Annotated in this window: 26 protein-coding genes; 11 read left to right on the top strand and 15 right to left on the bottom strand. The window is 51.1% G+C overall.

Annotated features, from left to right (window positions below; translation table 11 throughout):
- Window positions 1-24: 24 nt before the first annotated feature.
- On the bottom strand, window positions 25-258 hold the full coding sequence (locus Z042_RS11135) for a hypothetical protein (RefSeq protein ID WP_024912694.1): 234 nt from the start codon (window positions 256-258) through the stop codon (window positions 25-27).
- 196 nt (window positions 259-454) lie between these two features.
- Between Z042_RS11135 and hda the strand changes: the two genes are divergently transcribed.
- Entirely contained in the window at window positions 455-1,156 is a 702-nt protein-coding gene (gene hda / locus Z042_RS11145) for a DnaA inactivator Hda (RefSeq protein ID WP_024912695.1), read from the top strand.
- A gap of 27 nt (window positions 1,157-1,183) precedes the next feature.
- Here the strand turns inward: hda and arsC are convergent, their stop codons facing one another.
- Together arsC and bepA are read right to left on the bottom strand one after the other, a co-directional pair.
- The gene (gene arsC / locus Z042_RS11150; protein ID WP_024912696.1) at window positions 1,184-1,537 is read right to left on the bottom strand and encodes an arsenate reductase (glutaredoxin); all 354 of its coding nucleotides are present in this window, start codon (window positions 1,535-1,537) and stop codon (window positions 1,184-1,186) included.
- Window positions 1,538-1,558: 21 nt separating this feature from the next.
- On the bottom strand, window positions 1,559-3,028 hold the full coding sequence (bepA, locus tag Z042_RS11155) for a beta-barrel assembly-enhancing protease (protein ID WP_024912697.1): 1,470 nt from the start codon (window positions 3,026-3,028) through the stop codon (window positions 1,559-1,561).
- 291 nt (window positions 3,029-3,319) lie between these two features.
- Between bepA and Z042_RS11160 the strand changes: the two genes are divergently transcribed.
- The gene (locus Z042_RS11160) at window positions 3,320-4,396 is read left to right on the top strand and encodes an AI-2E family transporter (RefSeq protein ID WP_024912698.1); all 1,077 of its coding nucleotides are present in this window, start codon (window positions 3,320-3,322) and stop codon (window positions 4,394-4,396) included.
- A gap of 64 nt (window positions 4,397-4,460) precedes the next feature.
- On the opposite strand, the gene bcp is transcribed toward Z042_RS11160, so the two are convergent.
- The gene (bcp, locus tag Z042_RS11165) at window positions 4,461-4,925 is read right to left on the bottom strand and encodes a thioredoxin-dependent thiol peroxidase (protein ID WP_024912699.1); all 465 of its coding nucleotides are present in this window, start codon (window positions 4,923-4,925) and stop codon (window positions 4,461-4,463) included.
- 2 nt (window positions 4,926-4,927) lie between these two features.
- Window positions 4,928-5,533 (bottom strand): glycine cleavage system transcriptional repressor, encoded by a 606-nt coding sequence (locus tag Z042_RS11170; RefSeq protein ID WP_202901333.1) that lies wholly within the window; start codon window positions 5,531-5,533, stop codon window positions 4,928-4,930.
- Between the two features lie 97 nt (window positions 5,534-5,630).
- On the opposite strand from Z042_RS11170, the gene dapA reads away from it, so the two are divergent.
- The 6 genes from dapA to ypfH all read left to right on the top strand — a co-directional run bounded on the left by dapA (window position 5,631) and on the right by ypfH (window position 12,451).
- Complete coding sequence (gene dapA, locus Z042_RS11175) at window positions 5,631-6,512, top strand: 4-hydroxy-tetrahydrodipicolinate synthase (protein WP_024912701.1); 882 nt, start codon at window positions 5,631-5,633, stop codon at window positions 6,510-6,512.
- Window positions 6,513-6,628: 116 nt separating this feature from the next.
- A complete protein-coding gene (gene bamC, locus Z042_RS11180) occupies window positions 6,629-7,681 on the top strand; it encodes an outer membrane protein assembly factor BamC (RefSeq protein WP_024912702.1) in 1,053 nt (350 codons plus the stop codon).
- Window positions 7,682-7,854: 173 nt separating this feature from the next.
- Window positions 7,855-8,568, top strand: a complete 714-nt coding sequence (purC, locus tag Z042_RS11185; RefSeq protein WP_024912703.1) for a phosphoribosylaminoimidazolesuccinocarboxamide synthase — start codon at window positions 7,855-7,857, stop codon at window positions 8,566-8,568.
- Between the two features lie 138 nt (window positions 8,569-8,706).
- Window positions 8,707-9,567: a KPN_02809 family neutral zinc metallopeptidase gene (gene ypfJ, locus Z042_RS11190; protein ID WP_024912704.1), complete on the top strand. Its 861-nt coding sequence runs from the start codon at window positions 8,707-8,709 to the stop codon at window positions 9,565-9,567.
- A 96-nt stretch (window positions 9,568-9,663) separates the two neighbouring features.
- Window positions 9,664-11,676: a tRNA(Met) cytidine acetyltransferase TmcA gene (locus Z042_RS11195; protein WP_024912705.1), complete on the top strand. Its 2,013-nt coding sequence runs from the start codon at window positions 9,664-9,666 to the stop codon at window positions 11,674-11,676.
- 85 nt (window positions 11,677-11,761) lie between these two features.
- Window positions 11,762-12,451, top strand: a complete 690-nt coding sequence (ypfH, locus tag Z042_RS11200; protein ID WP_024912706.1) for an esterase — start codon at window positions 11,762-11,764, stop codon at window positions 12,449-12,451.
- Between the two features lie 31 nt (window positions 12,452-12,482).
- Here ypfH and Z042_RS11205 read toward each other — a convergent pair whose 3' ends face one another.
- Genes Z042_RS11205 through Z042_RS11220 form a run of 4 tightly spaced genes read right to left on the bottom strand, consistent with a single transcriptional unit; the run spans window position 12,483 to window position 14,849 of the window.
- The gene (locus Z042_RS11205; RefSeq protein WP_024912707.1) at window positions 12,483-12,668 is read right to left on the bottom strand and encodes a YpfN family protein; all 186 of its coding nucleotides are present in this window, start codon (window positions 12,666-12,668) and stop codon (window positions 12,483-12,485) included.
- 2 nt (window positions 12,669-12,670) lie between these two features.
- Complete coding sequence (locus Z042_RS11210) at window positions 12,671-13,342, bottom strand: M15 family metallopeptidase (RefSeq protein ID WP_025297172.1); 672 nt, start codon at window positions 13,340-13,342, stop codon at window positions 12,671-12,673.
- Window positions 13,339-14,466, bottom strand: a complete 1,128-nt coding sequence (gene dapE, locus Z042_RS11215; protein WP_024912631.1) for a succinyl-diaminopimelate desuccinylase — start codon at window positions 14,464-14,466, stop codon at window positions 13,339-13,341. The genes Z042_RS11210 and dapE overlap by 4 nt, the downstream gene beginning before the upstream one ends.
- The gene (locus Z042_RS11220; RefSeq protein WP_024912630.1) at window positions 14,463-14,849 is read right to left on the bottom strand and encodes an ArsC family reductase; all 387 of its coding nucleotides are present in this window, start codon (window positions 14,847-14,849) and stop codon (window positions 14,463-14,465) included. The genes dapE and Z042_RS11220 overlap by 4 nt, the downstream gene beginning before the upstream one ends.
- Before the next feature lie 416 nt (window positions 14,850-15,265).
- Here Z042_RS11220 and Z042_RS11225 point away from each other — a divergent pair, with 416 nt between their 5' ends.
- On the top strand, window positions 15,266-15,640 hold the full coding sequence (locus Z042_RS11225; protein ID WP_154666945.1) for a hypothetical protein: 375 nt from the start codon (window positions 15,266-15,268) through the stop codon (window positions 15,638-15,640).
- A 128-nt stretch (window positions 15,641-15,768) separates the two neighbouring features.
- On the opposite strand, the gene Z042_RS11230 is transcribed toward Z042_RS11225, so the two are convergent.
- The 3 genes from Z042_RS11230 to Z042_RS11240 all read right to left on the bottom strand — a co-directional run bounded on the left by Z042_RS11230 (window position 15,769) and on the right by Z042_RS11240 (window position 17,824).
- Window positions 15,769-16,185 carry a YjaA family stress response protein gene (locus Z042_RS11230; protein WP_024912628.1) on the bottom strand — a complete coding sequence of 139 codons (417 nt, stop codon included), beginning with the start codon at window positions 16,183-16,185 and terminating at the stop codon, window positions 15,769-15,771.
- Window positions 16,186-16,279: 94 nt separating this feature from the next.
- Window positions 16,280-17,209, bottom strand: a complete 930-nt coding sequence (locus Z042_RS11235; RefSeq protein ID WP_024912627.1) for a YiiG family protein — start codon at window positions 17,207-17,209, stop codon at window positions 16,280-16,282.
- Between the two features lie 183 nt (window positions 17,210-17,392).
- Entirely contained in the window at window positions 17,393-17,824 is a 432-nt protein-coding gene (locus tag Z042_RS11240) for a GNAT family N-acetyltransferase (RefSeq protein ID WP_024912626.1), read from the bottom strand.
- Between the two features lie 220 nt (window positions 17,825-18,044).
- On the opposite strand from Z042_RS11240, the gene ypfM reads away from it, so the two are divergent.
- A complete protein-coding gene (gene ypfM, locus Z042_RS26865) occupies window positions 18,045-18,104 on the top strand; it encodes a protein YpfM (protein ID WP_154667046.1) in 60 nt (19 codons plus the stop codon).
- Window positions 18,105-18,222: 118 nt separating this feature from the next.
- Here the strand turns inward: ypfM and acrD are convergent, their stop codons facing one another.
- Window positions 18,223-21,360 carry a multidrug efflux RND transporter permease AcrD gene (gene acrD / locus Z042_RS11245; RefSeq protein WP_024912625.1) on the bottom strand — a complete coding sequence of 1,046 codons (3,138 nt, stop codon included), beginning with the start codon at window positions 21,358-21,360 and terminating at the stop codon, window positions 18,223-18,225.
- 290 nt (window positions 21,361-21,650) lie between these two features.
- Between acrD and Z042_RS11250 the strand changes: the two genes are divergently transcribed.
- Window positions 21,651-21,929, top strand: coding sequence for a winged helix-turn-helix domain-containing protein (locus tag Z042_RS11250; protein WP_024912624.1), 279 nt, complete (start codon window positions 21,651-21,653; stop codon window positions 21,927-21,929).
- Window positions 21,930-21,955: 26 nt separating this feature from the next.
- Here Z042_RS11250 and narL read toward each other — a convergent pair whose 3' ends face one another.
- Both narL and narQ read right to left on the bottom strand, forming a co-directional pair.
- Complete coding sequence (gene narL / locus Z042_RS11255) at window positions 21,956-22,618, bottom strand: two-component system response regulator NarL (RefSeq protein WP_045784785.1); 663 nt, start codon at window positions 22,616-22,618, stop codon at window positions 21,956-21,958.
- Between the two features lie 128 nt (window positions 22,619-22,746).
- Window positions 22,747-24,429 (bottom strand): nitrate/nitrite two-component system sensor histidine kinase NarQ, encoded by a 1,683-nt coding sequence (narQ, locus tag Z042_RS11260; RefSeq protein ID WP_024912622.1) that lies wholly within the window; start codon window positions 24,427-24,429, stop codon window positions 22,747-22,749.
- Between the last annotated feature and the right edge of the window lie 366 nt (window positions 24,430-24,795).

Genomic DNA, 24,795 nt, shown 5'->3' on the forward strand with positions numbered 1-24,795 from the left:
CGGGGATCTCCGCCCTGTTTTGGTTTATGGGCCGACAGATTTCCCGGCGGGATCGTTGGCACCTTCTGTTTCCTGTGGTTGATCATCCATGTTGTCGTGGTTTTCTTCAGCACTGTCTTTGGCATCATGGGTTGTTGCCTGGTTTGCCGAACCGTTTTGCAGTGGTTCTGCGTTGCCTTTGGTTGTGGAGGAGTTATCGCAGCCTGCCACCAGCAAGCCAATAACCGCCGCCAGCAGTATTGTGTTCCATGGTTTCATCGTCTTTATCCTTGCCAGAGTCTGAGGGACATTGCTTAAGGTTATGCAATATCAAACGTTTTGGGTATAGCAGTGATGCCGGATAATCGCCACTTCTCGTTGCTATAGACGGCATAAAAACCTGCCGGTTCAACAGGGCGGGTTTTCTGTGATAAACTGCTGCCGTCTTGCTGCCAGTTTTGGTTGAGGTACTTTTCTGAATACACCGGCACAGCTTTCACTGCCACTTTATCTCCCTGATGATGAAACTTTTGCCAGTTTTTATCCGGGTGAGAACCCATCTCTGCTTGCGGCGATCCAGTCTGCAATTCATCAGGAACATGGTAGTTACATCTATTTCTGGTCACGCGAGGGCGGTGGTCGTAGCCATTTGCTGCACGCTGCCTGTGCGGAATTGTCACAGCGTGGTGAAGCCGTTGGCTATGTACCGCTGGATAAACGGGCTTATTTTATACCGGAAGTGCTGGATGGTATGGAGCAGCTGGCACTGGTATGCATGGATAATATTGAATGCATTGCTGGCGATGAAGAGTGGGAAATGGCGATTTTCAATCTTTATAACCGCATTCTGGAAACCGGGCGTACACGTTTGTTTATTACTGGCGATCGCCCGCCGCGCCAATTGAATCTGCGCTTACCGGATCTGGCTTCGCGCCTTGATTGGGGGCAGATCTACAAGCTGCAACCCCTTACCGATGCAGAGAAACTGCTGGCTCTGCAACTGCGCGCCAAGCTGCGGGGTTTTGAATTGCCGGAAGACGTGGGCCGTTTCCTGCTTAAGCGCCTGGATCGTGAAATGCGCACGCTGTTTATGACCTTGGATCAGCTTGATCGTGCGTCGATCACCGCACAACGCAAACTGACGATTCCGTTTGTGAAGGATACTCTGGAATTGTAAGGGCCCGGTATGCCGAGCCCGGTTGCATCAGAGGATTTCCAGCACCAGCTCCGGTGGCCGGCCAAGACGGGCTTGATTGCCTTTTACCACGATGGGGCGTTCGATCAGCTTCGGGTTAGCCACCATCGCTTGTAACAACTGTTCTTCGCTCAGGCTTTCATCCGCCAGTTTCAGCTCTTTGTAGAGATCTTCTTTTTTACGCATCAGCTCACGTGCGGAACTGAAACCCAATTCCCGTAGCAACTTTTTCAGTTCCTCTACCGAGAGTGGGGTCTCCAGATACAGAACCACATTGGGCTCAACACCTCGTTGTTCCAGCAGGGCCAGAGTCTCACGGCTTTTTGAACAACGTGGGTTGTGGTAGAGAGTTACGTTTTTCATGTCAATCATTCCTTGGTCAAATCAGCTGCGCTGGAACTTGCTGAAGCTCTTCTGCAACTGGCGCAGTTGGTCAATACGTGCATCATAACGCGCCTGCTCCAGGCTACCGAGTTTTTGCAGGGAACTAGCATTACTGAGTAATTCGATAGCCTGATCCAGGCGGCCCGCCAACGCCAGGCTTTCTGCCCGCGCAGAGAGTTCTTCAGCGCGCAGCCCCTGTGCGGCATTGGCCTGTGCCAGTAAGTCCCAACCATTTGGATCATTCGGGTGTGCAAAGGTATAACGGTTAAGAATTCTTGACGCTTGGGCCGCTTGATTGCCTTCCACGTAGGCGTTTGCCAGATTGAGCAGCAAAACCGGATTTTTACTTTGCTCTGCGTTGGCCGCCTGTAGGCGGGCGATAGCCTGTGAGGCTTTCTGTTGACCAAGATCGATGTCGGTCATCAGATCCAGCAGCCAGACATTTTTCGGGTCTTGCGTCAGCAACGGTTGGATGGTATTACGCGCTTGATCATACTTTTTCGCTTCGTAAAACAGAATGGCCCGGCCATATTGCGCTGCCATTTGTTCCCGTTGGTTGCCCTTGCTGTAGCTGGCTAATATTTCTTCGGTCAGACCATAACCTTCTGCACTGTACATACCGAGAGTGCGTACTCTGGCCAGCAGATAATCCTGGCTGGATTGGACGATACGGCGCTGCATTTGGTTGGCACGGTTGCGGGCGTCGGAAAGCCGGCTGTCCGGCAGCGGGTGCGTCAGTAACATTTCTGGGGGTTTGGAGGAGTACCGGGATTGATCGGCCAGTTTTTGCATGAAATCTGGCATGGCTTCTGGGTCAAACCCAGCCCGTTGCAGCAACTGAATACCAATACGATCGGCTTCTTGCTCATTAGCCTGCGTGAAACTGATAATCCCCTGTTGAGCGCCTGCCAGCGTGCCGCTGAGGGCTGCCATCCCCATGGTGGGGTTCGCCATGGCTAACAGGATCGAACCCAACGCCCCTACCCAGGTCAGCGGGGCATTTCGCTGCTGATCTTCCATGGCCCGCGCCAAATGGCGTTGGGTGACGTGAGAGATTTCGTGCGCCAGCACCGAAGCCAGTTGGCTTTCGTTATCCGTTTCACGGAACAGGGCCGAGTGCAGCACCACATTGCCTCCAAAGAAGGCAAAGGCGTTTATTTCATCGTTACGCACCAGAAAGAAGTGGAATGGCGTTTTTACCGAATAGGCATTTGCTACGAGCCGGTTACCCAACTGGTTAATGTATTGAGTCAATAAAGGATCGTTAATTAATGGGGCGCTGGCACGCAGTTGCCGCACGTAAAAATCGCCCATAAGTAATTCCTGGCCGATGCTTAACGTTCCCCCAGCAGAGGTGCCTATGTCTGGCAGTTGATCTTGTGTATCTGCCTTCACGGGGGCCACCCCAGAGGCGCTCAATGTGCTGAATAACAGGACTGCTAACGCTGTTTTGGTCAACCGGGTGGTCATAGTCAGGCGTTTCCCTTAAATCAAAGTCATCACTAAGACGTCAGCGGCACACAAGAGTTCTTCTTCCGTACCAGACTCTCCAGTACAATCAGCGTGAAAGTGCGTTGGCTCACAAAAATGCACTGTTTGCGTTTTGTGAACCCGAATGGGCTAACACCTTTTCAATCATAGCCAGCTAGCGCCTGCAATGAAATGTTTGGCCTGCGTAATCAGGAATAAGATAGCATTGATTGGAACGCACAGGGAAAGGCGGAATACCCCCTCATTGATGAAATTAAGGAGCAATCTCTGATGTTGGAGATGTTATTACAATGGTACCGCCGCCGTTTTACCGATCCGCAAGCTATTGCGCTATTGGTTATTCTGGTTGCCGGATTCTGTATCCTCTATTTTTTGCACGGTATTTTAGCGCCCTTGCTGGTGGCGATTGTGCTGGCTTATCTTTTGGAATGGCCCACTGCGCGCCTGCAACGCTGTGGCTGTTCGCGAGTCTGGGCGGCCAGCATGGTACTGATTGTGTTTGGTGGCATCACCCTGCTGCTGGTGTTTGTGGTGGCTCCAACCGCTTGGAAACAGGGCATGAGCCTGATGACCGATTTACCGGGGATGCTCAACCAGTTCTACAACTATGCGGCGACGCTACCAAAGCGTTATCCGGCGCTGGTGGATGTCGGCATTATCGACATGATGGCGGAGAATCTGCGCGGGCGGCTTTCTGGGGTGGGAGAGTCGGTGGTCAAATTTTCCCTGGCTTCGCTGGTTGGTTTGTTGACGTTGGCGATCTACCTGATTCTGGTGCCGCTGATGGTGTTTTTCCTGCTGAAAGACAAAGAGCAGATGCTCAACGCGGTGCGCCGCGTGCTGCCGCGTGAGCGTGGGCTGGCGGGGCAGGTGTGGATCGAAATGAACCAGCAGATCACCAATTATATTCGTGGCAAAGTGCTGGAGATGGTGATCGTAGGAGTGGCAACCTATCTGGTGTTCTTTATTCTGGATATGCGTTATTCACTGCTGTTGGCCGTGCTGGTGGGGTTCTCCGTGTTAATCCCCTATATTGGCGCGGTGTTGGTGACGATCCCCGTGGTGGTGGTGGCGATGTTTCAATGGGGTATCGGTGCCGATTTTTGGACGCTGATCGTCGCTTATCTGGTGGTTCAAGGATTGGACGGTAACCTGTTGGTGCCAATCCTGTTTTCTGAGGCGGTTAACCTGCATCCGCTGGTGATCATCCTTTCCGTGGTGATTTTTGGCGGCCTGTGGGGGTTCTGGGGTGTTTTCTTTGCGATTCCTCTGGCAACGCTGGTGAAAGCGGTAATTCATGCCTGGCCGGATGACAGGCTGGTGGATGCGGAGAAAGAAGCTCAATAATGGCAGCGAAAGCAAAGCGCAGCGAGGGGCTGCGCTTTGAGAGCAAAAATAACAGAGGCGGAGATTACTGTTTCAGGTAATCCAGAACGATGTCGTGATGATTGGTGGTCTTGAAATCATCAAACACTTTCTCAACTTTGCCGTTGGCGTCGATCAGGAAACTGATGCGATGAATACCATCATAGGTTTTCCCCATGAAGGTTTTTTCACCCCAAACGCCAAACTGCTCTGCTACCTGATGGTTCTCATCAGATAACAACGTGAAGTTGAGTAACTCTTTTTCGGCAAAACGTGACAGTTTTTCCGGTTTATCGGTGCTGATGCCAAGCACTTCGACACCTGCGTTTTTCAAATCGTCCATGTTATCCCGCAGGCCACAGGCTTGTACGGTACAACCTGGCGTCATGGCTTTAGGATAGAAATACACCAGAACTCGCTGTCCCTGGAAGTCGGCCAAATGAATTTCCTCACCGTCCTGGTCGAGTAAACTGAATTTTGGCGCTGTATCACCGGCTTTCAATGGGCTCATCACTACTCTCCATCTTTCTCGTCATGCTGTGGATAGTTCACAACGCTAATACTGCCTTGCGCATTCAATTCTGTACATAGGTGATGAAAGGCTTGCTCAATATTTGAGGCATTCTGATTACCGGGACTGTGAGCGGTAATCTGAATATAAAGCTGGGGCGGCAGGCCGCCTTCGGCAGGCTGAGTCCGTGACACCAGCTCAGCGATATTCATCTGGCTGGAATAAAACAGATCGGTGAAACGCTCAATGAGATGTGGAGAATCTTTCACCTCCACCTGAACCCACACCGTGGCGGGCATCGGCGGCCTTTCGTGCGAATTTGTGCGTTTCATCACGATCAGCAAATCCAGTTCCGCCCCTTTTTGCGGCAAAGTGGATTCAATCAAGGTAATTGCATTCCAACTGCCCGAAAGCAGCATGATGAAGGTAAATTCTTCACCCAGTATGGCGAGACGGCTATCTTCGATATTGCATCCGCAACTGCTAACGTGGCGGGTGATAGTGTTGACGATACCGGGGCGGTCGGTGCCGAGTGCGGTAATCACAAGATAGTGTTCGTCTGGCTTAGGCAAAATGGCGCTTCCTGTCGTGCTCAATGGGATTACCATGGTAAACATAAAAAAAACCGCCTGCCAAGCGTGTTTGCTTGCTTTTGGATAGGTGTCAAAAGTACCATGAGTGACTTGTTTGTGAAGGGGATGGCCAATGTTTACGGGAAGTATTGTTGCACTGGTTACGCCGATGGACGCCAAAGGTGCTGTCGATCGCGCGAGCCTAAAAAAACTGATTGATTACCATGTCGCCAGTGGGACTGCGGCGATTGTTTCCGTAGGGACTACCGGTGAATCCGCTACGCTGGCTCATCATGAGCATATTGATGTGGTGAAACTGACGTTGGAATTGGCCGCTGGCCGCATTCCGGTGATCGCCGGAACCGGTGCCAACGCAACCAGCGAAGCGATTTTGCTCACTGAGCACGTCGCTAACACCGGCGTGGTAGGTTGCCTGACCGTCACGCCTTACTACAATAAACCGACGCAGGAAGGCTTGTATCAGCATTTCAAAGCGATTGCTGAAAGCACCGATCTGCCGCAAATCCTCTATAACGTGCCTTCACGCACCGGTTGTGACATGCTGCCGCCGACGATTGCGCGTTTAGCCGAAGTCAAAAATATTGTTGCCGTCAAAGAAGCAACAGGGAACTTAAGTCGTGTGAGCCAGATCCAAGAGCTGGTTGATGATGAAAGTTTCACGCTGTTGAGCGGTGATGACGCCAGCGGTCTGGATTTCATGCAACTGGGGGGCAACGGAGTGATTTCCGTGACGGCCAACGTGGCGGCGCGTGAAATGGCCGAACTTTGCCGTCTTGCGGCACAAGGCAACTTTGCCGAAGCCCGCCGTTTGAATCAGCGCTTGATGCCGTTGCATCAGGATTTATTCGTAGAAGCAAACCCTATCCCAGTGAAATGGGCCTGTAAGGCATTGGGATTGATGGCAACCGATACGATGCGTCTGCCGATGACGCCGTTGAGTGACGCTGCCCGTCCGGTTGTAGAGCGTGCGTTGAAAAGCGCCGGTTTGCTATAACCCCCAGTAATTGCAGCCGTAGCAGGGTGGTTGGTGCGTAAAGCCCCGGTGATTATCAGGGGAGCACACCTGTTACGGTTCAAGCACGACGGGGATATCATTCTTAGGGAGATTTGATGGCTTATTTATTGCAAAAATCGACGGTAGCAAAAGTCGTGGGTATAGCGCTGGTGATGACGTTGGCGGCGTGTTCCACCGATCAGCGTTACAAGCGCCAGGTCAGTGGCGATGAGGCATATCTCGACGCCGCACCGCTCAAACCGTTGATTGCGCCGGCCAGCATAACCCTGCCCGCGCCATCCAGTAATTTTGTTGTTGCAACCAGCGAGCGGCAGGGTGCCGTCGGCAAACAGTTGGATATCCGGCCACCATCGCAGCCGCTGGCGCTGTTGAGTGGTTCCCGCGGTCAATCGGCCGATAACAGCAGTACGCTGCTGTTGGAAAACAGCCCGCAGAACCAAAATCTGTGGTCACGTGTTGCCGGTGCGTTGCAGGCGAAAAACATCCCGGTCGCTTCCCGCGACGAAGCGGGTCAAACCCTGACTACGGATTGGGTGAAGTGGAATCGTCTGGATGAAGATAACCAGTACGAAGGCCGCTACCAGATCAGCGTGCAGAAACAGGGTTACCAGCAGGCGCTGATTGTGAAAACGCTGGGCCTGCGCCAGCAGGGCAAAACGGATGAAGTAACGGATACTGCCGAAATCCAGCGCTATAACAGCATGATGATGAACAGCATTGTCGAAAGCCTGGACAAGCAAGACAACCTGACGAGCAGCCAATCGGCCAGCCGCACGGGTACGCTGGATGTGCAGAGTGGTGCAGATGATGTTGGTTTACCGGTGCTGATTGTGCGGGCTCCGTACACCGTTGTGTGGGATCGCTTGCCACCGGCGTTGGAGAAACTGGGGATGAAAGTAGGGGATCGCAGTCGCCCGCAGGGAACCATTGCGGTGACCTATAAATCCTTGAGTGATAGCGATTGGAACGCATTGGGTGTGAAAGATCCTGAGTTGGCAAACGGTGATTACAAATTGCAAATCGGTGATTTGAATAACCGTACCAGCCTGCAATTTATCGACTCCAAAGGAAAACCTTTGCCTCAGGCGCAGAATGATGCGTTGGTGGCGGCATTCCAGGCGGCTTTCAGCCAAACTAGCGCTAAATAATCATCAAGGGGCTGCGGCCCCTTTTTACTTTGCAGAAACGGTATCGTTTGCGTCGCTGGTTTGGCACAATAGTTACCCGCAAACCAAAGAATTTATCAGGTCAATTCTATACCCGGTAGGCAGTGAGCCGCAGTTTGGTGGCCGGAAGGTATACCCTCATTGGAGTAAGTAAGATGCAAAAACTAGCTGAGTTGTATCGCGGAAAGGCGAAAACCGTCTACACCACTGAAAACCCGGACCTGCTGGTGCTGGAATTCCGTAACGATACGTCAGCACTGGATGGTCAGCGCATTGAGCAGTTTGATCGCAAAGGCATGGTGAACAATAAATTTAACCATTTCATCATGAGCAAACTGGAGGAAGCCGGTGTTCCAACGCAAATGGAACGCCTGCTGTCAGATAACGAAGTGCTGGTGAAAAAACTGGCGATGGTGCCGGTTGAGTGCGTGATCCGTAACCGTGCGGCTGGTTCACTGGTCAAGCGCCTGGGTATCGAAGAAGGTCTGCCACTCAACCCGCCATTGTTCGATCTGTTCCTGAAGAACGATGCCATGCACGATCCGATGGTTAACGAATCCTACTGCGAAACCTTCGGTTGGGTGAGCAAAGTACATCTGGCGCGCATGCGTGAACTGAGTTACCAGGCCAATGAAGTGTTGAGCAAATTGTTCGACGATGCGGGCCTGATCTTGGTTGATTTCAAATTGGAGTTTGGCCTGTTCAACGGCGAGGTGGTGCTGGGTGATGAGTTTTCCCCAGATGGCAGCCGCCTGTGGGACAAAAACACCCTGGATAAGATGGACAAAGATCGTTTCCGCCAGAGCCTGGGTGGCCTGATCGAAGCCTATGAAGAAGTCGCCCGCCGTATCGGTGTGAAGTTAGACTAAGCTTATACCTGCCAGCCTGTTCAAGACGGGGTTTCCTATGGAATGCCCCGTTCTCTTTTTTATTCCCAGAAAATTACTGCATTTCCTGCGCCGCTAACCCTTTATAATGACGGCCTTCGATTATTTTGGAGCTTATGCATGCGTTGGCAAGGGCGTCGGGAAAGTGACAATATTGAAGATCGCCGCGGGCAATCTTCAGGCCGGGGTGGCGGTTTTCGCCCACCCATTGGTGGCAAAGGGGGAATAGCTATTCTGGTGGTAGTGCTGGTTGCCGGTTACTACGGTATAGATCTGACACCGTTGTTGAACGGTGGTGATATGACGCTACAGGCGCCACAGCAGAGTACCAATATCAGCGCCAAAGACGATGAATTAGCTAAATTTACCTCAGTGGTACTGGCTTCGACCGAGGATGCCTGGCAGGACATTTTTCAGCAGTCAGGCAAACGCTATCAAGATCCGAAGTTGGTGATGTATCGCGGCGCTACGCGCACAGGCTGTGGCGTGGGTCAGTCGGTGATGGGGCCGTTTTATTGCCCGGCAGACGGCACCGTGTATATCGATCTGTCGTTTTACCAGGATATGAAAAGCAAGCTGGGGGCTGGCGGTGATTTTGCACAGGCCTATGTGGTGGCACACGAAATTGGTCATCACGTCCAGAACCTGCTGGGCATTGAGCGCAAAGTTCGCCAGATGCAGCAGAACGCCAGCCAGGTGGAGATCAACCGCCTTTCGGTGAAAATGGAATTGCAGGCGGACTGTTTTGCTGGAGTCTGGGGGCATTATGCGCAACGGCAGCACATGCTTGAGGCTGGAGATCTACAGCAAGCGCTGAACGCAGCACAGGCGATTGGTGACGACCGTTTACAGCAACAAAGCCAGGGGCGCGTGGTGCCAGACAGCTTCACGCATGGCACTTCGCAGCAGCGTTATACCTGGTTCAAGCAAGGATTCGACAGCGGCGATCCGAACAAATGCAATACGTTCGCCGCCCGTTGATGCACTTCCTGCTAATACTGATAGCCTAAGTAATGCGAGTTGCGGGAAGTATGACGGGGATAAACAGCGGTATTCTTCTTTCAGGTGTAGCTTCTGATGTTACAGGCAATCCAACAACGCATGCAGCGGCAGGGTATCCGGCGTTTACTGGTTCTCAGCGGTGAAACGCAATGGTGCCGTAGGCAGGCCCAACAACTGGCGGCGCAGCTGCCGGGTGATTGGCCGTGGGTAGGTAACGAAGCTCACTGTACGCCACAGGCTTTGACCAATGGCACGGTCAAAACGTTGCTTGGTCAAGAGCGCTTGCACGCCGTTTTTGACGCGACACAAGGGCTGGATGTTGCCGCTCTGGCCCAGCTTTGCGGTACGCTGCGCGCCGGTAGCTGGCTGCTGCTGTTGGTTCCCGCTTGGCCGCGTTGGGCGCAGCAGCCGGATGGCGATAGCCTGCGCTGGAGCGATTGCCCACAGCCGATCGTTACAGCGAATTTCATTAAGCATTTGCAGCAACAGCTCACGGCAGACCATGAAGTGACCATTTGGCGACAGGGTGAACCATTGTGTTTGGCGCCGCTGCCGCAGCGCCAGGATTGGCAACCGCCACAGGGTAAACCGAGCAGCGAGCAGCAGGCTATTTTAGCCCGCTTGTTGGTGGCCGAGCCCGGTGTCTGGGTGCTGACCGCAGCACGTGGCCGTGGGAAATCCACGTTAGCAGGGATGCTGGTAGCGGCCAGCCCACTTACTTGCTGGCTTACCGGGCCAAGCCGGGCGGCAACTGAGGTCGCCAGTGAATGGGCGGGGGGGAAAGCGGTATTCTGGGCTCCCGATGCGCTGTTGCACCATTGTGCCGCACATCGCGTCAGCGATGTTGGCTGGTTATTGGTGGATGAGGCTGCGGCGATCCCTGGCCCGTTATTACAGCAATTGGTGAATTATTTCCCACGCGTGCTACTGACCACCACGGTTCAGGGCTACGAAGGCACAGGGCGCGGCTTTTTGCTTAAATTCTGTGCTGCATTGCCACAGTGGCAGCCGCTCAGTTTACAGCAGCCGATACGCTGGTCGGCGGGTGATGCTCTGGAACGCATCATCGATAACGCATTGCTGTTTAATGAAGAACCGCCGTGGTCGGCAGCCAATCAGGCGTTGAGTATTACCCCTCTTGAACAAGCAGAGCTGTGTGCCGATCCACAGCGATTAAAGCGTTTTTATGCGTTGCTCAGCAGCGCCCATTATCGAACCTCTCCGTTGGATCTGCGCCGCCTGATGGATGCGCCGGGGATGCATTTCAGCGCTGCCTCGCAGGCGAACGAGATCGTGGGGGCGCTGTGGTTGGTGGATGAAGGAGGATTGCCGGCTGAACTGGCGCATGAAGTCTGGGCCGGTCGCAGGAGGCCGCGTGGCAATCTGGTAGCACAATCGCTGGCAGCACATGGCGGCCACTGGTGGGCTCCAACGCTGCGCTCACGCCGCATTACCCGCATTGCGGTATTGCCGGAGCTGCGTCAGCAAGGGATTGCCAGCCGATTAATCGAACAGCAAAAACAATGTTCGCAGGGGTTGGATTTTCTTTCCGTCAGCTTTGGCTATACCGAGCCGTTGTGGCGTTTTTGGCAATCCTGTGGTTTTACTCTGGTGCGCATCGGCAGCAAACCGGAAGCCAGCAGCGGTTGCTATACCGCCATGGCGCTATTGCCGCTTAGCGATCAGGGAGAGGTCTTGTGCCACGCGGCGCATAAGCATTTGGCCCGTGACTGGCGTTGGTTACAGCAGCGTGTTGATCTGCAACTGCTCATAGTGGGGGATGATAGTGCTCCATTGCTGAACGAAGAGGATTGGCGCGAGCTGGCTGGGTTTGCCTTCGCCCATCGGCCACTGGAAGCCAGCCTGGGGGCGCTGCAACGCTTGTTATTGACCACCCCATGGCCGCTGGCTGCTCTGCGCAGACATTTGCAACGGCAGCAGAGTGTGGCGCAATGCGTTGCTGAGTATGGTTTAAGCGGCCAGAAAGCACTCTTGCGCCACTGGCGGCAAGAAGTTGCGCAGGCGCTCGCACAGTTGGATCAGCCGCGTTGTCATCGTTGGCAGCAGTGGTCACAATCATTGCAATAAATGGAAAGAGTTATTCAATAAAACCTGATTTTCCCGAATTCTCCGCGGAGTATAGTAGAGCAATATTCAATCTGAGGAGTTCCCCATGAAACATGAACATTTCGTTGTGCAAAGCCCTGTAACACCGGCTGAGCAGTTGATCCTGCTGTTTCATGGCGTGGGCGATAATCCGGTCGCGATGGGGGAGATTGGCCGCTACTTCGCCAAAGATTTCCCGCAGGCGCTGGTGGTGAGCATCGGAGGGCCGTTTGCTTTTGGGCAGGGTAATGGTCGCCAGTGGTTCTCCGTGCAGGGGATCTCGGAAGCAAACCGTGTGGAACGTATTGCCGAGGTGATGCCGAAGTTTGTTGAAACTGTGCGTTATTGGCAACAACAAAGTGGTGTAGGCTATGCCGGAACGGCGTTGATCGGTTTTTCTCAAGGCTCGATTATGGCGCTGGAAAGTTTAAAAGCAGAACCGAAACTGGCCGGGCGCGTGGTGTCTTTCAGTGGCCGTTTTGCCCAATTGCCGGAAGTGAACTTTGGTGAAAGCGTGGTGCATCTGATCCACGGTGAAACCGATGCCGTGATTGCGGTGGAACATGCGCGTGCGGCGGCGGCACGGTTACAAACCGTTGGCTGTGATTTTACGTTAGATGTAGAAGAAGGCGTTGGGCATGCCATCAATCAGGGCATGATGAACCAGGCGCTGGAACGTTTACATTACTATGTGCCGCAGCATTATTGGGAAGAGGCGATGTTCGGTAAGCGGGGAGATTTGATCGCGTTTAAATAAGCTTCAGGGCGCTAATCAGTGCGCCCTGAGATTACTTCTTCTTCGGCCAATCCTCTTCGTCGTCCCACTTGGCGTTGTTATCGCGGTGCGGTGGCAACTCCGGTTTGTTGGCCAGGAATTTTTTGTGATCCAGGCGGCGTAACTCTTTGATCCCGTTAAGCACTATGCCGACCAGTATCACCAGGATTACCCACCAGTAGTCTGTTAACCAATGCATGTTTAGCCCTTTTCAACGTGAATAAAACGCGAAAATATTGATGGCAAATGGTGAGTGAGCCATTGCACACCGGCCACCTCTTTATCCTGCCAGGATGCCAGCAGTAGCGCGGGCGTCAATAGCCGTTCAGCCTCCTGCGCCAAAGGGCGGTAGCTGAGATGCCAGGGCTCCACGGCCACGCCGCCTTTATCTTCGGTAAACGGGCGATAAAAACCAAAATCAGCCATATGTTCAGTTATCCACTGATTCAGCGGATAAAAATAGCCCCCCTCTTGGTATTCCCAAGGTTCCAGCTGCAATTTTTTCCCTGCCGGCAGCAGCGACGGGGCATAAATATCCAGATCGCTGCCCCAGTGATGGCGGCTGGCGCCGGGTAAAGCAGACCAACGCAGGATGGCTTCACAACGTTCGGCGGCTGACAGTGATGTGATATCTATTGGCTGACTGTCTTTATCCAATACTGGCCGCTCGCCGCAGAATTTACCATTCCAGATAGCCAATTGCCGGTCGAAATCACGGAAAGTGCTGGCGGGTTGCAGATCAAACCCCGCCGCTTTGGCGGCCTGCTGCATTGCGCGAAAAGCCTCTACCGCTGCGGGTTGCAAACGATGGTTGCCGCTCAGCACCGCCAAATGTTCCGCTGAACGCCCGGTCAGCATTGCTGGTGTGATCATGCGATCAATTGCTCCATGATGCGTTGGTACATACGGCTCAGTAACTGCAAATCGGCGGCATGAACGCATTCGTTGACTTTATGGATCGTGGCATTTACCGGGCCCAGTTCAACCACCTGTGCACCCATTTGGGCGATAAAGCGCCCATCAGAAGTACCACCGGTGGTCAGTAACTGTGGCGTCATTTCTGAGTAGTGTTCCACGGCATTGATCACTGCATCCACCAGCGCACCGCGTGTGGTCAGGAATGGCTGGCCCGATAGCCACCAATCAAGGCTGTATTTCAACTGGTGGCGATCCAGCAATTCCTGTACGCGCTGCTTAATGATGGCATCGGTGAGTTCAGTACTGAAACGGAAGTTGAACTGTACAAACATATCGCCAGGGATCACGTTGTTACTGCCGGTTCCCGCCTGCACGTTGGCAATCTGCATACTGGTTGGCGGGAAAAATTCGTTACCCTGATCCCATTCAATGGCCACCAGCTCGTTCAGCGCAGGCATGGCGCGGTGAACCGGGTTGTCTGCCAGATGCGGGTAGGCAACGTGCCCCTGAATGCCGTGGATGTGCAGATTGGCGGTAATCGAGCCACGGCGGCCATTTTTTACCACATCCCCGACGCGTTCGGTGCTGGAAGGTTCACCTACCAGGCAGTAATCAAGGCGTTCGTGGCGCGCCATCAGCGCTTCTACCACTTTTACGGTGCCATGAGTGGCGCTGGCTTCTTCATCGGAAGTAATCAGGAAAGCCAAGCGGCCCTGATGATGTGGGTGTGCGGCGACAAAACGTTCAGCGGCCACTACCATTGCCGCCAAGGAGCCTTTCATATCAGCGGCACCGCGTCCATAGAGCATGCCATCGCGAATGGCGGGTTCAAAAGGCGGGTTTTCCCACTGTTTTTCATCCCCAGTAGGGACAACATCGGTGTGGCCAGCAAAAGCCAGCGTTTTGCCTTGGCCGCGCCAGGCCCAGAAATTTTGTGTATCACCAAAGTTCATCGGCTCAATGGTGAAACCGAGAGCTTGTAGGCGGTGAATCATGATTTCTTGGCAGCCTGCATCGTGCGGGCTGAGAGAAGGGCGCTTGATTAACTGCTGCGCCAGCTCAATAACCGGGCAAATCATGGCGTGACCTCGGCGAGGAATTGCTGATAACTATCGATACTAAAACCCAGCAACGCGTGGCCATTGCCATCATCCAACAGCGGGCGCTTGATAATGGCGGGTTGTGTCAACATTAACGCAATAGCCGCTTCGGCATTATCGCAGGCATTGCGCTGTGCTTCGTCCAGCTTACGCCAGGTGGTGCCACGGGTGTTCAGCAGCGGCTGCCAGCCAAGACGTTCGACAAAATCACGCAGTTGCTGTTCGCTCAGCCCGTCTGCGCGATAGTCGTGGAACTGATAAGCAACTCCCTGTTCCTCCAGCCAACGGCGCGCTTTTTTGATGGTGTCACAATTTTTGATGCCATAGAGCTTAAGCAAATTTTTTGAGTCCTGATTGATCATGCGAAAGTGCTACCTATATCTTCGAATCAGTATGGAACAACAGGTCAGCGATGAGGATGTAGGCCGCCAGGTTGTTGGATTATGTGAAAGATAATGCGGCAAAACCGTGCTTAGATCCAGCCAACGATACATTCAGCATTGGCAGGGGGGGAAGGTAGCATTTAAAGGGAGGTGCATAGATAGCTCGTTTGATTACAGTGATACTTTTTCACTGTGATTTTTCTTGATTTGCGCAACGGCGTAGTTGTATGAGCTAGCCAGTTTTTGTGTTTCGGTCCGGGTAAAATAAGGGATGTCGTCGCGTATTAATTATTATAATATGCGATTCATTTAAAATAATGATGAACATGGAAGTAAAAATGAATGCCAGAAAGCTGATATTAACGAATTGTTTTTCATATCAGGAATTATTGGAAATGAAGAGCTCTTATGTTAAGGCAGTTCATGAGGTTTATGGCAAGGGAGGTAAAGTTGCATGTGATGAGACCTTTGAAAATTATATCCTCGTTCTTGCAGATGTGGTAAGCAGTACTGTTTTTATTTTTACCATTTTAGGTATTATCAATACAGGTATTCTGGTATATCTTCATGGCTTGACTAGAGGGCCGTTTGCTATGTTTATTATAAGTATGGTTATTATAATTTGTGTGGTAATGCGAAATGGTTCAGTGAGAAAAATAAAGTTAATAACCACAATTAAATTACTTAATTTAAGGTCGAAGATGTTTATTTTTATGATTACTCCACCATGGCTTATAAAAATAAATAAGACATTTTTGTTGGTAATTTGAGCGGTGCAGTAAGCTGGTTTTAAATTAATTTAGATAAAAAACAAAAAGATATATATTTTTATGTAATGAAGCCGCCTTGATTAAGGGGGGAGTCAGCGACGGCATCATAGTCAATTAAGGGGCAAAACCTAAACCTGTTTGAGATCAGCGGCGGTGATGACCTCTCTGGAATTCATGCGGATAATGCGTTTCACCGTTTCATCATCTAGTGCCTGAGGGCCAGCATAAACCGTGCTACATGCTTTGCGAAAACTCTGAACGAGAAATTCCTGTAGGACCCGTTGTTCTACTGAGCTAAGGCCTCCTTCCAGCATCTCTTGCGCATGCACCAGAATATGAGTGCGTAAATGGCGGCGCTTAAGCAGATTGATATAACCGGGGAAAACCTGCGGTACCAGATGATACAGACAGGAATTGGCGACAAAGAACTGACCCACCAGCAACCGTTCGGTGCTGAAAGCCGCTGTTGCTGAAGCGGTTTTCTGGGTATCGAGGTTTTTCAGCGCGAGGTGGTTTCTACGTACCTGTAAATAGAAAAAGGGCATTTTCAAAAAGGCTCATGGCAGTTGAATTTAAGTAGATGCCAGCCAGTGGCTTAACTGGCTGGCAGAGTAGTGTATCGCAATACATCCGCTTGATTTATTGCGGTGACTTGCAGCCGTGCTGGTTTATTGCACCCACCATGCTGTTATAACGCTCTCCAACGGCGTTCACCCAACCGGAAGAAGAAGGGGCTTTAGCCGCATCGTCAATGGCGTATTGAGTAAAGCTTCTTAACGCGCCAAGATAGCCATTTACGTAGTTGGTTAACGAAATGCAGCCTGGATCTTTTGAACCGATGATGGGCGCTAAGTCGCTTTCCAATGCATTGGTCGCTGAAATCAACTGACTATAATCTTCTTTTTTTGCTTTTGATAAAGTCATCAGTTGATCAAAATCACTAATGGATTGTTTGCCGTGCCAAACTAATCCGGCGACCGTTTTCTCGATAGAGTTATCCGGGGCGGATTCATAAGCGGCCTTACTTCTTTCGGCATCGACCTTCTGGATCTCTACATAAAATTCGTTATTGGCGTGCAGCAGGGATTTATAGGCGGTGATATATTGTTCGGCTTTCTCCTGCCGCTCTGCAACCCCTTCATTCAAATACCCTTTTGCCTGGATATATTGCTTCATCTGGTTATCAATGGGTTCGAAAGCCTCCAGCGCCGCAAGGTATCCTTGAGCTTTTTCAGCCAATACGTTGAGTTCAGATGATGAGGTTTTTATCGTCAAACCTGCATTTAACGCCTGAATGGAAGGAGTAATATAATATCCATCCAGATATTCAACGAATGGGATATCTTTATTAGAAAAATCATTTCCCATAAACTTATTTAAGTTTTCTGTCATTTTGCCATCAACAGAAAGATTAAATGCTTTAACGAATAGCGAGTACTTTTCATCTGCCGTATTTTTTTCTGACGATTGTTCAACGTTTTTATTTACGGCAACGTTATCTTTGGCTCCATCACAACCAGCAAGGAATAGAACACCGATAAAAATAGAGCACAAGAATTTTCCTGACATATATCATCCATGGTTTTTATAAGGTTAAAAAATTATAATACAAAAAAATGAGCAAAGAATAAACATTTTAATGAATATAACATAGCTTTCCCTGCAAAATAAGTTGCTCCTTGAGCAATATCTAATTGATACTCAGCAATTTTATTTCTGGTAGTAGCGTTTATCCTATTGTTGAGATCAATTTCAGCGCACATAGCCGCCGTTTTGCAAATGTTCCAGTGTGGTTCCTGCTGCGTAAACCATACCCGTTGTCAGATCATGGAAGCCATATTTCTTATAAAATGCCAGTTTATCCGGCACCGCGTAGATAAATACTTTGCCAAGTGGAGCCAGATCCTGCATTACGCGCTGCATTAACTGATGACCATAACCGTGCCTTTGAAAACGCGGGTGAATCGCGACATCGGCCAGATAAGCTACCGAAGTCATATCACTGATAGCATGAGCGGTAGCCATCAGTTCACCATTAACCAACCTGAAATAACAGAACTGGCTATTTTGATAGATCTTCAACATGGTCTGCGGATCGCGCTTGCCCAATCCAGCGGCTTCCAGCAATTCTGCCAGCCGTTGCCAATCAATATGGCAATGGCTGGGGTCGGTAATGATTTCCACAGTTTGTTCCTCATTGATGCGATCCCTAACCACCTAATGGCACGCTACTATGGAAAAATTGTTGGTACAAGAAAATACCTTACCTAGCCAGATGGATGATTAATCTGAAAATGTGCGCTACTCCCGCTTTATTCGGTTGGCATCGTTCCCAAAAGACTTCACTTGGTCAAAAAACAGGCGTAGAATTTAAGGTGATTTTAAATGGAGGTTGTAAAGTATTATGGTTGATCGTGAGTTAGGGCATTGGAAAGACTTCATCGATGAGATGTTAGGTAACTAACACCGCTTTGAAGCTTACAACAAGGATGATTGTTTTTTTTACTTAAAACACCTTGGGTACAAAGATTTAGTCTGTAATAAAGCAGCATCGGGTTTCCGGTGCTGCTTTTTTATGCTTATTACTCGTTGTTTTTCTTTATCTGTTGCTGCACGGCGAGCTTGCCGGGGAAGCGGCGGCGTACCAGGACAAAGAACAGCGGCACAAAGAAAATGGCCAGGATGGTGGCGGAAATCATGCCGCCCATCACGCCGGTGCCAACCGCATGCTGGCTGCCGGAGCCAGCGCCGCTGCTGGTTGCCATAGGTAATACGCCGAAGATGAAAGCCAGCGAAGTCATCAGAATCGGGCGTAAACGCATACGCGAGGCTTCTAGCGTTGCGGCTATCAGATCCTGGCCTTTGTGGTTAAGCTCGTTAGCAAACTCAACAATCAAAATCGCGTTCTTGGCAGATAAACCAATAATGGTTAGCAGCCCAACCTGGAAATAAACATCATTCTCCAGCCCGCGCAGCCAAGTGGCGGCGACGGCGCCAATTACCCCGAGCGGGACAACCAGCATGACCGAGAAAGGAATCGACCAGCTTTCATATAACGCCGCCAAGCACAGGAAAACCACCAGCAGCGAAATGGCATACAACGCAGGGGCTTGGGAACCAGACAGGCGTTCCTGGTAGGACATAGCTGTCCATTCCAGGCCGAAACCGGTTGGCAACTGGTGGACGAGTTTTTCCATCTCGTCCATTGCGGTGCCAGTGCTGATGCCAGAAGCGGCTTCTCCAACAATTTCTACTGATGAACTGCCGTTATAGCGCTCTAGGCGCGGTGAACCAGAACTCCAATAAGAGGTAGAGAAGGCGGAAAATGGCACCATACCGCCAGAATTGTTACGCACATACCATTTATTGATGTCTTCCGGCAGCATGCGGAAAGGCGCGGCGGCCTGAACATACACTTTCTTCACCCGCCCACGGTCAACAAAGTCATTAACATAGGTTGAGCCCCAGGCGGTCGATAAGGTGCTATTGATATCATCAATATTGACACCCAGTGTTTGCGCTTTACGTTGATCAATATCGATTTGCAACTGTGGGGTATCGTCCAGGCCGTTATGGCGTACACGCACCAACTGCGGGTTTTGCCCGGCCAATTGCAGCAACTGGTCACGTGCGGCCATCAATTTACTGTGGCCTTGCCCGGCATGATCCTCCAACTGCATATCAAAACCCGACGCATTGCCTAACCCGGTAATGGCCGGTGGACTGCTGGCGATCACCCGCGCTTCATTAATATTGCGGAAGGCTTTACTGGCACGGTCAATGATGGCGAATGAACTATTGGCACCCGCGGTACGCGATCCCCAATCGGTCAGGCGAATAAACATGCGTGCCACATTCTGCCCGTTTCCTCCCGGCCCGGAGCCGATGGTAGAAAACACCGACAGCACGTTATTTTTCTCTTTAGTGAGGAAATACTGTTCGACTCCTTCCACAACTTTAGTGGTTTGCTGTAGGGTTGAACCCGTTGGCAGTTGTACCTGCACGGTGAATACGCCACGGTCTTCCTGCGGCAGGAATGAGGTAGGCAATTTCAGGAACAATACTGCCATGCCACCGAGCAGCAACAGATAAATCACCATATAACGGATACTGTGGTGCAGTACGCGTGCCACGCCGCGTTCATAACGTTCGGCGTTTCGGTTAAACACCCGGTTGAACCAACCAAAGAAACCACGTTTGCTATGGTGATGGCCTTTGGTCACCGGTTTGAGGAGGGTGGCGCAGAGCGCCGGGGTGAGGATCATCGCCACCAACACTGAAAGTACCATGGCGGAAACAATGGTGATCGAAAACTGGCGATAAATCGCACCGGTAGTGCCCCCGAAGAAAGCCATTGGGACAAAAACCGCTGAAAGTACCAGAGCGATCCCCACCAACGCGCCCTGGATCTGCCCCATGGATTTACGCGTGGCGTCACGCGGGGATAGCCCTTCCTCACTCATCACGCGTTCGACGTTTTCCACCACCACGATGGCATCGTCAACCAGCAGACCTATCGCCAAGACCATGGCAAACATCGTTAATGTATTGATGCTATAGCCGAAAATAGAAAGGATGGTGAAGGTGCCCAGCAGCACTACGGGAACAGCGATAGTCGGTATCAGCGTGGCGCGGAAGTTCTGCAAGAACAAGTACATCACCAGGAAAACCAACGCAATGGCTTCCAACAGTGTTTTGACCACATCCCTAATCGATGCTTTAACGAACGGAGTGGTTTCATAGGCCACTTTGGCTTCCAGCCCGTGCGGGAAGAATGGTGCCAGTTCCGCGATTTTGTCTTTTACTTGTTGATCGGTTTGCAGTTCATTGGCACCGGAAGCCAGTTTGATATTCATCCCGGCCGCCTGCAACCCATTGTAACGACTTAGGAAGTTATAGTTTTCACTGCCCATTTCAATCGTGGCGACATCGCCCAATGTCACCAGTGAACCGTTCTGATTGACGCGCAGGGTAATTTCGCGGAACTGTTCTGGTGTTTGTAACTGAGATTGTGCGTTGATAGTGGCGTTAAGCGCCTGTTTATCCACCGCAGGCGAACCACCAAGCTGACCAACCGCGACCTGGGTGTTCTGCGACCTGATGGCGTTCACCACGTCTTGGGTGGTCAATTGATAACCGGTAAGTTTGTTGGGGTCCAGCCAGATACGCATGGCGTACTGCGAACCGTAAACGTCCATACTGCCAACGCCATCAATACGGCTGAGGGGATCTTGCAGATTGGAAACGATGTAATCGGCAATATCCTGCTTGTCCATACTGCCATCGGTGGAAACAAAAGCCACCATCATCAGCGTGGTATCGCCGGATTTTGATACCGTTACCCCCTGTTGCTGCACCGGCTGCGGCAGGCGTTTGATTGCGGCCTGTAATTGGTTTTGCACCTGCTGCATAGCCTGATTGGGATCGGTGCCTGCGTTAAAGGTCAGCGTCACGCTGGCTTGGCCGGTGTTGGTACTCTGCGACGACATATACATCATGTTGTCCAGGCCAGTCATACTCTGCTCAATAATCTGGGTAACGGTGTTTTCCAGCGTTTGTGCCGAAGCCCCTGGATACGTGGCACTGATCCGCACATTAGGCGGGGCGAGATTCGGGTATTGCTCAACAGGCAAAGAAAAAATCGCCAACGTTCCGGTCAGGCACAGAATAATTGCTAAAACCCAAGCGAAAATAGGGCGATCAATAAAAAAATTAGCCATGCAGCACGAACCTCGTTGTGACTTGTTATATTTTTGACAGCATCAGTTATGCTTATATCCATCATACTTCAAGCGGCATGTGCATTGGCTTTCCTGCAACTTGAATGATTTGGGGGATATCCATCAGCTCTCAAACTATAACGTGAAATTTATTGCACTTTACTCGCGATGCAGAGGGAAAGCGTGGAGAAAAAATGGAGATAGTGTAAATAACAGTGGTAAAAATTCACACTGGCATGTTGATCACCGATTGGTGAATCATCAGAAATTATCCACAGCAGGAGTTTGGCATGGAAATTAACCCGGTATTTGCCCGCCGCCTTTATCTTTGCTGGCTGATTAGCCACAGTGAACGGCCTAATGTTCCATATCTGATGGCATCGACCGGCTGGCCGCGCCGTACATTGCAGGATGTATTAAAAGCGTTGCCTGGTTTAGGTGTGGAATTGCAGTTTGTTCAACAGGGCGTGCGTAATAACGACGGTTTTTATCAGCTTGAGAGCTGGGGGCCATTAAATAAAAGCTGGATTAACCAGCATCATCTGGCATTGCTGGCGGCTATTGCATGAAGGTTCCCCGGCATGCCGGGGAAACATTATTGACTCTTATATTCCAGGTACATGACCGTGGCCGCCACGCGCGAACGCACATCGAGTTTGCGCAGCATATTGCGGATATGCACTTTTACCGTCTCTTCGGAGATGTGCAATTGTGTCGCGACCTGTTTGTTGGACATACCACGCGCCACTTCCTGCAACACATCAAGTTCCCGTTCGGTGAGATCGGCAAACGGATTACGCTGTTCACTGCGTGATGCAAGATAATCTGCTATCGCTGCGCTGATGACGTTCCTGCCTTCGGCGGCTTCCCGAATATTTTCCAGCAACTGCTCTGGTTCGCTGTCTTTCAGCAGATAACCATCGGCTCCGGCGTCGATTAGGGCATACACATCGCTGCGTGCATCAGACACCGTCAGCACTATGATGCGCGCACTCACTTCTTCATCACGTAATGCTTTCAGCGTATCCAGCCCTGAGAGACCCTTCATATTCAGATCAAGCAGGATAATGTCAGGTGCCAACTGCCCGGCCAGGGTAATTGCTTCATTGCCATTGCTGGCTTCTGCCACCACGGTGAACTGTGGTTCTAACCCAAGCAATTGTTTGATGCCTCGCCGCATCAGCGGGTGATCGTCAACGATCATGACTTTATAGTTCTTCACAATGAAACATGCTCCCTGTAGCGAGTAAAACCACATAAGTGCCGGGAAGGCTCTTTGCCGTGGAATGAACTTTATTAATATAGTGGCATTTAGTGCAGAAGATATCTTTAACATGATCATCGTACAGATGATCAGTGGGTACTGAAACGGATAATTCTGTTTTCTTAAGGCGGGAACGTCAGGCAGACTTCCGTTCCCTTTTCTTTGCCGCGCTGGATGTGCAATGTTCCTCCCAGGCGTGCCGCTCGTTCGCTCATAATATTCAAACCGTAATGCCCTTCCGGTTCATCCAGGCTGTCGATGCCGGAACCGTCGTCGCAAATGGTAATTTGATTATTCCCGTCCGGGGTAATTTCACAGCGGATCACAATTTCCTGTGCATCGGCGTGTTTAATGGCATTCAACACCGCCTCACGCACAATCTGCAACGCATGAACCTGTTGCTGGGCATTCAGCGCCTGTGAGGCAAGCCGGCAGTGTAACTGAATCCGCGCGGGGGTCAGCAGTTTTAATGGTTCAAGAACCTGTTGCAATGCGGTATTCAGATCGGCGTCTTGAATCGTCAGGCGGAAGGTGGCCAGCAATTCACGCAGCTGGCGGTAGGCATCGGCCAGCGCCCGATCAAAATCATCAATAATGTCGTGGGCCGGTGGCGAATTGTCTGCCAATGTGCGTTTCAGTAAGGTCAGTTGGATACGCAGGAACGTGAGCGCTTGTGCCAGCGAGTCATGCAATTCACGTGCGATGGTGGAGCGTTCTTCCATCAGCAGAAACTGCATATGTTGTTTTTGCGCGCGGTTGAAATAGACGCCTCGGCTGAGCATATTCGCCACGCTTTGTATCAGGTGGGGGTGAGGTGGTTGTTGCTGATGTTGCCAGTTCAGGCTACCCACTGGTTTGTTGTCTTGCACAATCACCAAATCGTGCCATTCCAATGCTGCAGCAGGCTCACCGCTGCTGACTTGCCAACGGCTGAAGTTATCTTCTACATTCAACCGGATACACTGTAACTGTTCGCTGAGGCGCACAATGAGCAAAACTTTCTCGAATGCCCGCTGGTCAAGTTGCCCGGCGCTCAGGGCTTGTGAACAACTGTAGAGTACTTCTAACGTGCGGTTAGCTTGTTGCAGGCGTTCGGTTTTCTCCTCCACTTTAGATTCCAGCGACTTATATAGCTTGGAAAGATCGCCAGACATGGCGGTAAACGTCTGCGATAACACTCCCAGCTCATTTGGTAACGAAACATCAAGTGGTGGATGACTAAAATCACGCTGCCGTATATGCAGGCTGGCATCAACCAACCGTTTTAAAGGGGTGACAACCTGACGGCGCATAAAACGGATACAAAACAGCACCAAAGCTGCGATAGCGATATAGCCGACGAAGCTGATTGCGGCCACAATACCGAGTTTTAGCTCAGAATAGCGTTGCAGCGCCAGAACAAACTGGTCAATCTGCGCGACATAGCTGGCCACGTTGAACTGGTAGTTTTCCGGGTCCCCGGCCAGGATCTGTTTTTCCAGCTCCTGCCAGGATTGGCGTAGCGTCTGGTATTTCTCCTGCACGTCCCGCGGGACATAAAAGCGATTCAGTTTGAGCAGGGCAGGTGCCAGCAGCGATTGCTGGTACTGCGCCAAATATTTATTCAGATCGGTAGAGCCATTGGCCAGTTTGTAGGCCAATCGGTAGCTTTGCATGCGCAGTGAACCCGCAATATTCACTGCTTCGGCATCTCTCAGGCTGGCGGCCACGGTAATCAGCGCTACCCCTGTCGATAACACTGAAAGTATCATGATGCTAATCAATGCCTTAGCCAGGCTGCTGGTCACTGAGCGTTTTACAAGCAATTCAACATCCTTAGCCTTGTGGGGCGATTCATACCACCTGAATACCTTATTGAAGCAAGATGATACTCTTTGCAACTGCAAATCACTGCGCCCTTCATCAAACAGCTTGCCGAAGTACAAAGAATATTTCGTTGTATAGTTAAGTAAATAACGGTAAGTCGGCACACCTCGCGCGAAATGCCAATATGCTTTACCAGAGATTGATCTGGCGCAATTAACCCCGTGATTTACCTCTAAAGAGTGATTATCTCATCCTGGCATTCAACCTATTTTGTTCCTGACCTTTACAAGGTTTTTGACATAAAAATAACTAAATTCTCTGATTGATTGTTTTACACGCAAGACGTGTTGTTAACACTAAGGATA

Source organism: Chania multitudinisentens RB-25 (assembly GCF_000520015.2).
GTDB lineage: Bacteria > Pseudomonadota > Gammaproteobacteria > Enterobacterales > Enterobacteriaceae > Chania > Chania multitudinisentens.

Excerpts from the sequence above, each read along its gene's own strand:
- bcp (WP_024912699.1), bottom strand. The coding sequence starts at position 4,925 with ATGAGCCCATTGAAAGCCGGTGATACAGCGCCAAAATTCAGTTTACTC.
- ypfJ (WP_024912704.1), top strand. The coding sequence starts at position 8,707 with ATGCGTTGGCAAGGGCGTCGGGAAAGTGACAATATTGAAGATCGCCGC.
- Z042_RS11210 (WP_025297172.1), bottom strand. The coding sequence starts at position 13,342 with ATGATCACACCAGCAATGCTGACCGGGCGTTCAGCGGAACATTTGGCG.
- Z042_RS11225 (WP_154666945.1), top strand. The coding sequence starts at position 15,266 with ATGAAGAGCTCTTATGTTAAGGCAGTTCATGAGGTTTATGGCAAGGGA.
- narL (WP_045784785.1), bottom strand. The coding sequence starts at position 22,618 with ATGTGGTTTTACTCGCTACAGGGAGCATGTTTCATTGTGAAGAACTAT.
- Z042_RS11160 (WP_024912698.1), top strand. The coding sequence starts at position 3,320 with ATGTTGGAGATGTTATTACAATGGTACCGCCGCCGTTTTACCGATCCG.
- arsC (WP_024912696.1), bottom strand. The coding sequence starts at position 1,537 with ATGAAAAACGTAACTCTCTACCACAACCCACGTTGTTCAAAAAGCCGT.
- ypfH (WP_024912706.1), top strand. The coding sequence starts at position 11,762 with ATGAAACATGAACATTTCGTTGTGCAAAGCCCTGTAACACCGGCTGAG.
- bamC (WP_024912702.1), top strand. The coding sequence starts at position 6,629 with ATGGCTTATTTATTGCAAAAATCGACGGTAGCAAAAGTCGTGGGTATA.
- dapE (WP_024912631.1), bottom strand. The coding sequence starts at position 14,466 with ATGATTTGCCCGGTTATTGAGCTGGCGCAGCAGTTAATCAAGCGCCCT.
- Z042_RS11250 (WP_024912624.1), top strand. The coding sequence starts at position 21,651 with ATGGAAATTAACCCGGTATTTGCCCGCCGCCTTTATCTTTGCTGGCTG.
- bepA (WP_024912697.1), bottom strand. The coding sequence starts at position 3,028 with ATGACCACCCGGTTGACCAAAACAGCGTTAGCAGTCCTGTTATTCAGC.
- Z042_RS11170 (WP_202901333.1), bottom strand. The coding sequence starts at position 5,533 with ATGGTAATCCCATTGAGCACGACAGGAAGCGCCATTTTGCCTAAGCCA.
- acrD (WP_024912625.1), bottom strand. The coding sequence starts at position 21,360 with ATGGCTAATTTTTTTATTGATCGCCCTATTTTCGCTTGGGTTTTAGCA.
- Z042_RS11205 (WP_024912707.1), bottom strand. The coding sequence starts at position 12,668 with ATGCATTGGTTAACAGACTACTGGTGGGTAATCCTGGTGATACTGGTC.
- dapA (WP_024912701.1), top strand. The coding sequence starts at position 5,631 with ATGTTTACGGGAAGTATTGTTGCACTGGTTACGCCGATGGACGCCAAA.
- Z042_RS11230 (WP_024912628.1), bottom strand. The coding sequence starts at position 16,185 with ATGCCCTTTTTCTATTTACAGGTACGTAGAAACCACCTCGCGCTGAAA.
- Z042_RS11135 (WP_024912694.1), bottom strand. The coding sequence starts at position 258 with ATGAAACCATGGAACACAATACTGCTGGCGGCGGTTATTGGCTTGCTG.
- Z042_RS11235 (WP_024912627.1), bottom strand. The coding sequence starts at position 17,209 with ATGTCAGGAAAATTCTTGTGCTCTATTTTTATCGGTGTTCTATTCCTT.
- Z042_RS11220 (WP_024912630.1), bottom strand. The coding sequence starts at position 14,849 with ATGATCAATCAGGACTCAAAAAATTTGCTTAAGCTCTATGGCATCAAA.
- purC (WP_024912703.1), top strand. The coding sequence starts at position 7,855 with ATGCAAAAACTAGCTGAGTTGTATCGCGGAAAGGCGAAAACCGTCTAC.
- Z042_RS11195 (WP_024912705.1), top strand. The coding sequence starts at position 9,664 with ATGTTACAGGCAATCCAACAACGCATGCAGCGGCAGGGTATCCGGCGT.